Annotated in this window: 5 protein-coding genes; all 5 read left to right on the forward strand. The window is 66.9% G+C overall.

Going from position 1 to position 8,937, the window contains the following annotated elements; genetic code table 11:
• The first annotated feature begins 22 nt into the window (after positions 1-22).
• The 5 genes from VE172_RS02420 to VE172_RS02440 all read left to right on the forward strand — a co-directional run bounded on the left by VE172_RS02420 (position 23) and on the right by VE172_RS02440 (position 8,809).
• Positions 23-223, forward strand: coding sequence for an Arc family DNA-binding protein (locus tag VE172_RS02420; RefSeq protein ID WP_324796635.1), 201 nt, complete (start codon positions 23-25; stop codon positions 221-223).
• Positions 220-606 (forward strand): type II toxin-antitoxin system death-on-curing family toxin, encoded by a 387-nt coding sequence (locus VE172_RS02425; RefSeq protein ID WP_324796637.1) that lies wholly within the window; start codon positions 220-222, stop codon positions 604-606. The genes VE172_RS02420 and VE172_RS02425 overlap by 4 nt, the downstream gene beginning before the upstream one ends.
• Before the next feature lie 353 nt (positions 607-959).
• On the forward strand, positions 960-4,394 hold the full coding sequence (gene rpoB, locus VE172_RS02430) for a DNA-directed RNA polymerase subunit beta (protein ID WP_324796640.1): 3,435 nt from the start codon (positions 960-962) through the stop codon (positions 4,392-4,394).
• Positions 4,395-4,490: 96 nt separating this feature from the next.
• Positions 4,491-8,372 carry a DNA-directed RNA polymerase subunit beta' gene (locus VE172_RS02435; protein ID WP_324796643.1) on the forward strand — a complete coding sequence of 1,294 codons (3,882 nt, stop codon included), beginning with the start codon at positions 4,491-4,493 and terminating at the stop codon, positions 8,370-8,372.
• 104 nt (positions 8,373-8,476) lie between these two features.
• Positions 8,477-8,809, forward strand: a complete 333-nt coding sequence (locus tag VE172_RS02440) for a hypothetical protein (protein WP_324796646.1) — start codon at positions 8,477-8,479, stop codon at positions 8,807-8,809.
• Positions 8,810-8,937 lie beyond the last annotated feature (128 nt).

The following is an 8,937-nucleotide window of genomic DNA, read 5'->3' on the forward strand; positions in this document are numbered from 1 at the left end:
GTGGTACGTTTTTGGTATGCCTATGACGATCAGACTTCCCGACGACCTTGACCAGAAGGCGCGCGAGTTGGCCGAGGCCGAACACCGCACCATGCAGAGCTTCATCGTGAACGCGGTGGACGAGTACATTCAGCGGCACGGCATGGACCGTGCCGTGATGCTGGTCTCACGCGAAGGAGCGAACCGTTACGCCGAGGCCCTGGACAAGTTGGGCAAGGTGTGAACCCCACCCGGTACCTGACCCTGGAGCAACTCCTCATCGTCGCCGAAAACGCCATCGGCGCCAAGCCATTGCTGCGCGAGCCAGGGTTGCTGGCCTCGGCGGCCGAGCGGCCCGCGACGGCACTGTTCGGCGCCGAGCAATATCCCACGCTGCTGGACAAGGCCGCGGCTCTGATGCATTCCATCGCGCGATTCCATCCGCTCATCGATGGCAACAAGAGGCTGGCGTGGCTGGCGGCGTACACGTTCCTCGTCATCAACAACGCGAAGGTCCTTGCCGACAATGATCAGGTGTTTGACCTGACCATGGCGGTGGCGGACGGGCGGCTCTCCGAAGTCTCGGACATCGCCGGGGCCCTGAAACCCCTCGTCGAGGTTCCGTAGTCGGCTGGTGGCCGCGTTGTGCCGAATTTCGGCGTAACTCTTGACGGAACGTGTGTCCTCGGGCATCCTGTTTCCCAGGCGGCGCAAAGGACTTCGCCTCGCGGCATGGTGGGGCCGGGTGGGAAGAAATCAAATATCGGGGGTGGGTGGACGAAGCTGTCAGCTTCGGCTACACTGCTAGTTTGCGCTGCCTTCTCGCGCCCTCTTTAGCATGACCGCAGTCAGTGACGGGGTAGTTTGCCCTTACTCAGGGCTCAGTCTCCGCATCGGACGGTGTCGATCATGCGTTCGGGAATGGGGGGAAGTGGCGTGACAACGGCCGTCTTAACTTTAGGTCCTCGGAAGGACGAATCTTGGCAGCTTCTTCCCGCCCTGCGAAGACCAGTACTACTCAGAGCGCATTCGCACCCGAACGCATTTCATTCGGGAGGATTACCGAACATCTCGAGGTGCCCAACCTCCTGGCACTGCAGACCGACTCCTTCGACTGGCTGGTGGGTAACGACGCTTACCGCGCCCGCTCGGACGAGGGGGCCACCTGTGGCCTGGACGACATCCTCGAGGAAATCAGCCCGATCGAAGACTTCTCGGGCACGATGTCGCTGTCCTTCTCCAATCCCCGCTTCGATGAGGTGAAGGCACCCATCGAGGAATGTAAAGAGAAGGACCTCACATATTGCGCCCCTCTGTTCGTCACCGCGGAATTCATTAACCACACCACCGGCGAGATCAAGAGCCAGACGGTGTTCATGGGTGACTTCCCGATGATGACGCCGAAGGGCACCTTCATCATCAACGGCACCGAGCGTGTCGTCGTGTCTCAGCTGGTGCGTTCGCCGGGCGTCTACTTCGACAAGCAGCCCGACAAGACCTCCGACCGGGACCTGGCCAGCGTCCGGGTGATCCCGGGCCGCGGGGCCTGGCTCGAGTTCGACATCGACAAGCGCGAGACCGTCGGTGTCCGCATCGACCGCAAGCGCCGCCAGGCGGTGACCGTCCTGCTCAAGGCCATCGGCTGGAGCTCCGACCAGATCCGCGAGCGTTTCGGCTGGTCCGAGATCATGATGGCGACGCTGGAGAAGGACCACATCGCCAGCCAGGACGAGGCCCTGCTGGACATCTACCGCAAGCTGCGCCCCGGCGAGCCTCCGACGAAGGAGAACGCCGAGACGCTGCTGGACAACCTCTTCTTCAACCCGAAGCGCTACGACCTGGCGAAGGTCGGCCGCTACAAGGTGAACAAGAAGTTCGGGCTGTCCACCCCGATCGGCACCGGCGTGCTGACCGAGGCCGACCTGATCGCGACCATGGAGTACCTGTGCCGCCTGCAAAACGGCGAGGACGGGTACGACCGCGACGACATCGACCACTTCGGTAACCGTCGGCTGCGTACCGTCGGCGAGCTGATCCAGAACCAGGTGCGGGTCGGTCTGTCGCGTATGGAGCGTGTCGTCCGGGAACGGATGACGACCCAGGACGTCGAGGCGATCACGCCACAGACCCTGATCAACATCCGCCCGGTGGTGGCGGCGATCAAGGAGTTCTTCGGCACCTCGCAGCTGTCGCAGTTCATGGACCAGGTGAACCCGATCGCGGGCCTCACCCACCGGCGGCGCCTGTCGGCGCTGGGCCCGGGTGGTCTGTCCCGCGACCGCGCCGGCATGGACGTCCGCGACGTGCACCCGTCCCACTACGGCCGGATGTGCCCGATCGAGACTCCCGAGGGCCCGAACATCGGCCTGATCGGCGCGTTGGCGACCTTCGCGCGGGTCAACCCGTTCGGCTTCATCGAGACCCCGTACCGCAAGGTGACCGACGGCAAGGTCACCGACGCCGTCGAGTACCTCACCGCCGACGAGGAGGACCGGCACGTCATCGCCCAGGCCAACACGGCGCTGAACCCGGACGCCACCTTCGCGGAGGACCGGGTCCTGGTGCGCCGCAAGGGCGGCGAGATGGAGCTGGTCGCCGGTTCGGCCGTCGACTACATGGACGTCTCGCCGCGGCAGATGACCTCCGTGGCCACCGCCATGGTGCCGTTCCTGGAGCACGACGACGCCAACCGCGCCCTGATGGGCGCGAACATGCAGCGCCAGGCCGTGCCGCTCATCAAGACCGAGCGGCCGTTCGTGGGCACCGGCATGGAGTACCGCGCCGCCGTGGACGCCGGTGACGTGGTCGTCGCCGAGGTCGGCGGGGTCGCCGAGGACGTCTCGGCCGACTACATCACCGTTCACCAGGACGACGGTTACCGCCGCACCTACCTGATGCACAAGTTCCACCGTTCCAACAACGGCACCTGCGTCAACCAGATCCCGGTCATCGAGGAAGGCGACCGGGTCGAGGCCGGCCAGGTGATGGCCGACGGTCCCTGCAGCGACGAGGGCGAGATGGCGCTCGGCAAGAACCTGCTGGTGGCCTTCATGCCGTGGGAGGGCCAGAACTACGAGGACGCGATCATCCTGTCCTCGCGGCTGGTCCAGGAGGACGTCCTGACGTCCATCCACATCGACGAGCACGAGGTCGATGCCCGCGACACGAAGCTGGGTCCGGAGGAGATCACCCGGGAGATCCCGAACGTCTCCGAGGAGATGCTGTCCGATCTGGACGAACGCGGCATCATCCGGATCGGCGCCGAGGTCCGCGACGGCGACATCCTGGTCGGCAAGGTCACCCCCAAGGGCGAGACCGAGCTGACCCCGGAGGAGCGCCTGCTGCGCGCCATCTTCGGTGAGAAGGCCCGCGAGGTCCGCGACACCTCCCTGAAGGTGCCGCACGGCGAGGCCGGAACCGTGATCGGCGTGCGCACGTTCAGCCGCGACGACGGCGACGAGCTGTCGCCCGGCGTCAACGAGCTGGTGCGGGTGTACATCGCCCAGAAGCGCAAGATCTCCGACGGCGACAAGCTGGCCGGCCGCCACGGCAACAAGGGCGTGATCTCCAAGATCGTGCCCGCCGAGGACATGCCGTTCCTGCCGGACGGCACCCCGGTCGACGTGGTGCTCAACCCGCTGGGTGTGCCGGGCCGAATGAACATCGGCCAGGTACTGGAGCTGCATCTGGGCTGGATCGCCAAGTGCGGCTGGCAGCTGGACGGCGACGCCGAGGAATGGGAGAAGTCGCTGAAGGCGATCGGCGCGGACTCCGCGCCGTCCGACTCGACCGTGGCCACCCCCGTCTTCGACGGCGTGCACCTGGAGGAGATCACCGGCCTGCTGAAGTCGGCGCGGCCCAACCGCGACGGCGAGCGCATGGTCGGCGCGGACGGCAAGGCACCGCTGTTCGACGGCCGCACCGGGGAGCCGTTCCCCGGGGCGATCTCGGTGGGCTACATGTACATCCTGAAGCTCAACCACCTGGTCGACGACAAGATCCACGCGCGTTCCACCGGTCCGTACTCGATGATCACGCAGCAGCCCCTGGGCGGTAAGGCCCAGTTCGGTGGCCAGCGGTTCGGCGAGATGGAGTGTTGGGCGATGCAGGCCTACGGCGCGTCCTACGCGCTGCAGGAGCTGTTGACCATCAAGTCCGACGACATCCTCGGCCGCGTCAAGGTCTACGAGGCGGTCGTCAAGGGCGAGAACATCCCCGAACCGGGTATCCCCGAGTCGTTCAAGGTGTTGCTCAAGGAGCTGCAGTCGCTGTGCCTCAACGTCGAGGTCCTGTCGAGCGACGGCACCGCCGTCGAGCTGCGGGACAGCGACGACGAGGTGTTCCGGGCGGCCGAAGAACTGGGAATCGACCTGTCGCGCCACGAGCCGAGCAGCGTCGACCTCGAAGGAGCGTAAGGCACGACGGCGCGGGCGCCAGCGCACCCGCGCCGTCCATATCCACGAAGGCATCAATTGGAATCCCTAGAACGAGTCCACGAGGGGAAAAGCAACGTGCTTGACGTCAACTTCTTCGACGAGCTGCGCATCGGCCTGGCCACGGCCGAGGACATTCGTCAGTGGTCGCATGGCGAGGTCAAGAAACCCGAAACCATCAACTACCGCACCCTGAAGCCCGAAAAGGACGGCCTCTTCTGCGAGAAGATCTTCGGCCCGACCCGGGACTGGGAGTGCTACTGCGGTAAGTACAAGCGCATCCGGTTCAAGGGCATCATCTGCGAGCGCTGCGGCGTCGAGGTGACCCGCTCCAAGGTGCGCCGCGAGCGCATGGGCCACATCGAGCTGGCCGCCGCCGTCACGCACATCTGGTACTTCAAGGGCGTTCCCTCCCGGCTGGGCTACCTGCTGGACATCGCGCCCAAGGACCTGGAAAAGATCATTTACTTCGCCGCCTACGTCGTGACCTCCGTGGACACCGACGCCCGGCACCGCGACCTGCCGACCGTGGAGAACGAGATCGCCGCGGAAAAGCGCCAGCTGGAGAACGCCCGCGACGCCGAGGTGGAGAAGCGGGCCTCCAAGCTGGAGGCCGACCTGGCCGAGCTGGAGGCCGAGGGCGCCAAGGCCGACGTCCGCCGCAAGGTCAAGGACGGCGGCGAGCGCGAGATGCGCCAGCTCCGCGACAGGGCGCAGCGCGAGATCGACCGGCTCGAGGAGGTCATCGAGACCTTCCGCAAGCTGGAGCCCAAGCAGCTGATCGGCGACGAGATGCTGTTCCGCGAGCTGCACGACCGCTTCGGCGAGTACTTCGAGGGCTCGATGGGCGCCGAGGCCGTCAAGGCCCTGCTGTCCAACCTGGACATCGTCGCCGAGCTGGAGAACCTGCGCGACACCATCGCCAACGGCAAGGGCCAGAAGAAGATCCGCGCCCTGAAGCGCCTGAAGGTGGTGGCGCCGTTCGCGACCAACGGCTCCAACCCGATGGGCATGGTGCTGGACTGCGTCCCGGTGATCCCGCCGGAGCTGCGCCCCATGGTGCAGCTGGACGGTGGCCGCTTCGCCACCAGCGACCTCAACGACCTGTACCGCCGGGTCATCAACCGCAACAACCGCCTCAAGCGGCTCATCGACCTCGGCGCGCCCGAGATCATCGTCGCCAACGAGAAGCGGATGCTGCAGGAGTCGGTGGACGCGCTGTTCGACAACGGCCGCCGCGGACGCCCGGTGACCGGCCCCGGTAACCGCCCCCTGAAGTCCCTTTCGGACATGCTGAAGGGCAAGCAGGGCCGGTTCCGTCAGAACCTGCTGGGCAAGCGGGTCGACTACTCGGGCCGTTCGGTGATCGTGGTGGGCCCGCAGCTCAAGCTGCACCAGTGCGGCCTGCCCAAGCAGATGGCGCTGGAGCTGTTCAAGCCCTTCGTGATGAAGCGGCTGGTGGACCTCAACCACGCCCAGAACATCAAGTCCGCCAAGCGGATGGTGGAGCGGGCCCGCCCCGCCGTGTGGGACGTGCTGGAAGAGGTCATCACCGAGCACCCGGTGCTGCTGAACCGCGCCCCCACCCTGCACCGCCTGGGCATCCAGGCGTTCGAGCCGCAGCTGGTGGAGGGCAAGGCCATCCAGATCCACCCCCTGGTGTGCACCGCGTTCAACGCCGACTTCGACGGTGACCAGATGGCGGTCCACGTGCCGCTGTCCACCGAGTCGCAGGCCGAGGCGCGCATCCTGATGCTGTCGGCCAACAACATCCTCAAGCCGTCCGACGGCCGACCGGTCACCATGCCCACCCAGGACATGATCATCGGCCTGTACCACCTGACGCACCACCGCGAGGGCATGCCCGGCGAGGGCCGCGCCTTCTCCTCGGTGTCGGAGGCGTGGATGGCCTACGACCGCGGCGAGCTGCACCTGCAGGCGCCGGTGACCATCCGGGTCGAGGGCGTCGTCACCATGGACAACGGCGACGGTCCCACCGAGGTCCCCGAGGGCGGCCTCGACAAGATCGTGTCGATCCAGACCACCCTGGGCCGGGTCATCTTCAACGAGACCCTGCCGGTGGACTACCGCTACATCAACTTCGAGGTCCGCAAGGGACAGTTGTCGGAGATCGTCAACGACCTGGCCGAGAGCTACACCAAGGTGCAGCTGGGTGCCTCCCTGGACGCGTTGAAGGCGGCCGGTTTCCACTGGGCCACCTGGTCGGGCGTGACCATCGGCTTCGCCGACGTCGTCGGGCCGAAGGCCAAGCAGTCCATCCTGGAGCGTCACGAGAAGGACGCCGACCGCATCGAGAAGCAGTACCTGCGCGGTCTGATGACCGCCGAGGAGCGGCGCGGCGAGCTGATCGAGATCTGGACCAAGGCGACCAACGAGATCGCCAAGGAGCTGGACACCGACCTGCCCCAGGAGAACCCGCTGTGGCAGATGATCAACTCCGGCGCCCGAGGCAACATGCTTCAGCTGCGTCAGATCGCCGCGATCCGCGGCCTGGTGGCCAACCCGAAGGGCGAGATCATCCCGCGCCCCATCAAGTCCTCGTACCGCGAGGGCCTGACGGTGCTGGAGTACTTCATCTCCACCCACGGTTCCCGAAAGGGCCTGGCCGACACCGCGCTGCGTACCGCCGACTCCGGTTACCTGACCCGGCGTCTGGTGGACGTGTCCCAGGACGTCATCGTCCGCGACGAGGACTGCGGCACCGAGCGTGCCGTGCGGATGCCGGTCTCGGTCGACATCGACGGCGCGAACGCGGCGCACGAGAACGCCGAGACCTCGGTGGTCGCGCGCACCCTGGCCGAGGACATCAAGGACGCCAAGGGCAAGCTGCTGGTCGCCGAGGGCACCGACCTGACCGAGACGCACATCCAGACGCTGGTGGAAGCCGGCGTCAGGGACGCGCGGGTGCGCAGCGTGCTCACCTGCGAGTCGCAGCTGGGCGTGTGTGCCGCCTGCTATGGACGGTCCATGCCGACCGGCCAGAAGGTGGACATGGGCGAGGCCGTCGGCATCATCGCGGCGCAGTCCATCGGTGAGCCCGGCACCCAGCTGACGATGCGTACCTTCCACACCGGTGGTGTGGCCGGGGACGACATCACGCAGGGTCTGCCGCGTGTCCAGGAGATCTTCGAGGCGCGTATCCCCAAGGGGAAGGCGCCGATCGCCGAGGCCGCCGGCACCGTCCGCATCGAGGACGCCGACAAGTCCCGCAAGATCATCATCACGCCCGACGACGGCGGCGACGAGATCGTGCTGGACAAGCTGTCGCGCCGGACCCGGCTGCGGGCCCACGACGGCGACCACGTCGACGTCGGCGAGAAGCTCACCGAGGGCACCATCGACCCGCACGAGCTGCTGCGCGTGCTGGGTCCGCGCCAGGTGCAGTCGCACCTGGTGGACCAGGTGCAGGACGTGTACCGCTCGCAGGGCGTGCTCATCCACGACAAGCACATCGAGATCATCGTCCGCCAGATGCTGAAGCGGGTCACGATCATCGACTCCGGCACCACGGAGTTCCTGCCCGGGTCGCTCGTCGACCGGGTGGTGTTCGAGAACGAGAACCGTCGCATCGTCGCCGAGGGCGCCGAGCCCGCGTCGGGCCGTCCGCAGCTGATGGGCATCACCAAGGCGTCGCTGGCCACCGACTCGTGGCTCAGCGCGGCCTCCTTCCAGGAGACCACCAAGGTGCTGACCGACGCGGCGATCAACGCCAAGTCGGACTCCCTGATCGGTCTGAAGGAAAACGTCATCATCGGAAAGCTCATCCCGGCCGGTACGGGCATCAACAAGTACCGCAACGTCCGGGTCGAGCCCACCGAGGACGCCAAGGCCCGGGTGTACTCCATGGGCGGCTACGAGGACCCGGTTCCGGCCTTCGGCTTCGGATCCTCCAACACCAACGCCGTCCCGTTGGACGACTTCGACATCGGGCAGTTCTAGTCCGACGACGTCGACGCCCGGCCGGTCCCGCACACGGGGGACCGGCCGGGCGTTTTTGATGGGCCCACTCCGGGCGCGCGGGGTCAACGGGCATCATGGTCTGCATGCATCCGAACGGACACCCCGGCGCGCGGCACCCCCGCGATCCCGAGCCGGTGCCGTCGACCAAGGCGGCCGCGGCGTTCACCCTGAGCGTCGTCGCGGTGATCACCTCGCCGTTTCTGGGCGGCGTGATCCCGGCGGCGCTGGCCCTGCGGCTGTCGGCGCAGGCGAGCTCCGACATCGCCGCCTCCGAGGGGTTCCTGTTGGGCGCCAAGCGCTGCCTACGGGCGCGACGGCTGGCCTACATCGCGTTCTCGGTCGCCGTGTTCACCGTCCTCGCGCTGGCGATGTGGTGGCTCTACCTGGACCTCACCGCCGAACCCATCGTGAAGTGAGCCGCCAGCCATGACCATGCCGGACGAGGAACCCAAGCCGACCGCGGCGCCCGAGCCCGCCGACGCCCCCGAGCCGCTCACCCCGCCGCCGCCCGGGGCCGCGCCCACCACCGCGGTGCCCGCCACCG

The sequence above is a fragment of the Stackebrandtia sp. genome (genome assembly GCF_035643755.1).
Classification (GTDB): Bacteria; Actinomycetota; Actinomycetes; order Mycobacteriales; family Micromonosporaceae; genus Stackebrandtia.

Coding starts and splice junctions, on each gene's coding strand:
- VE172_RS02420 (WP_324796635.1), top strand. CDS start 23: ATGACGATCAGACTTCCCGACGACCTTGACCAGAAGGCGCGCGAGTTG.
- VE172_RS02440 (WP_324796646.1), top strand. CDS start 8,477: ATGCATCCGAACGGACACCCCGGCGCGCGGCACCCCCGCGATCCCGAG.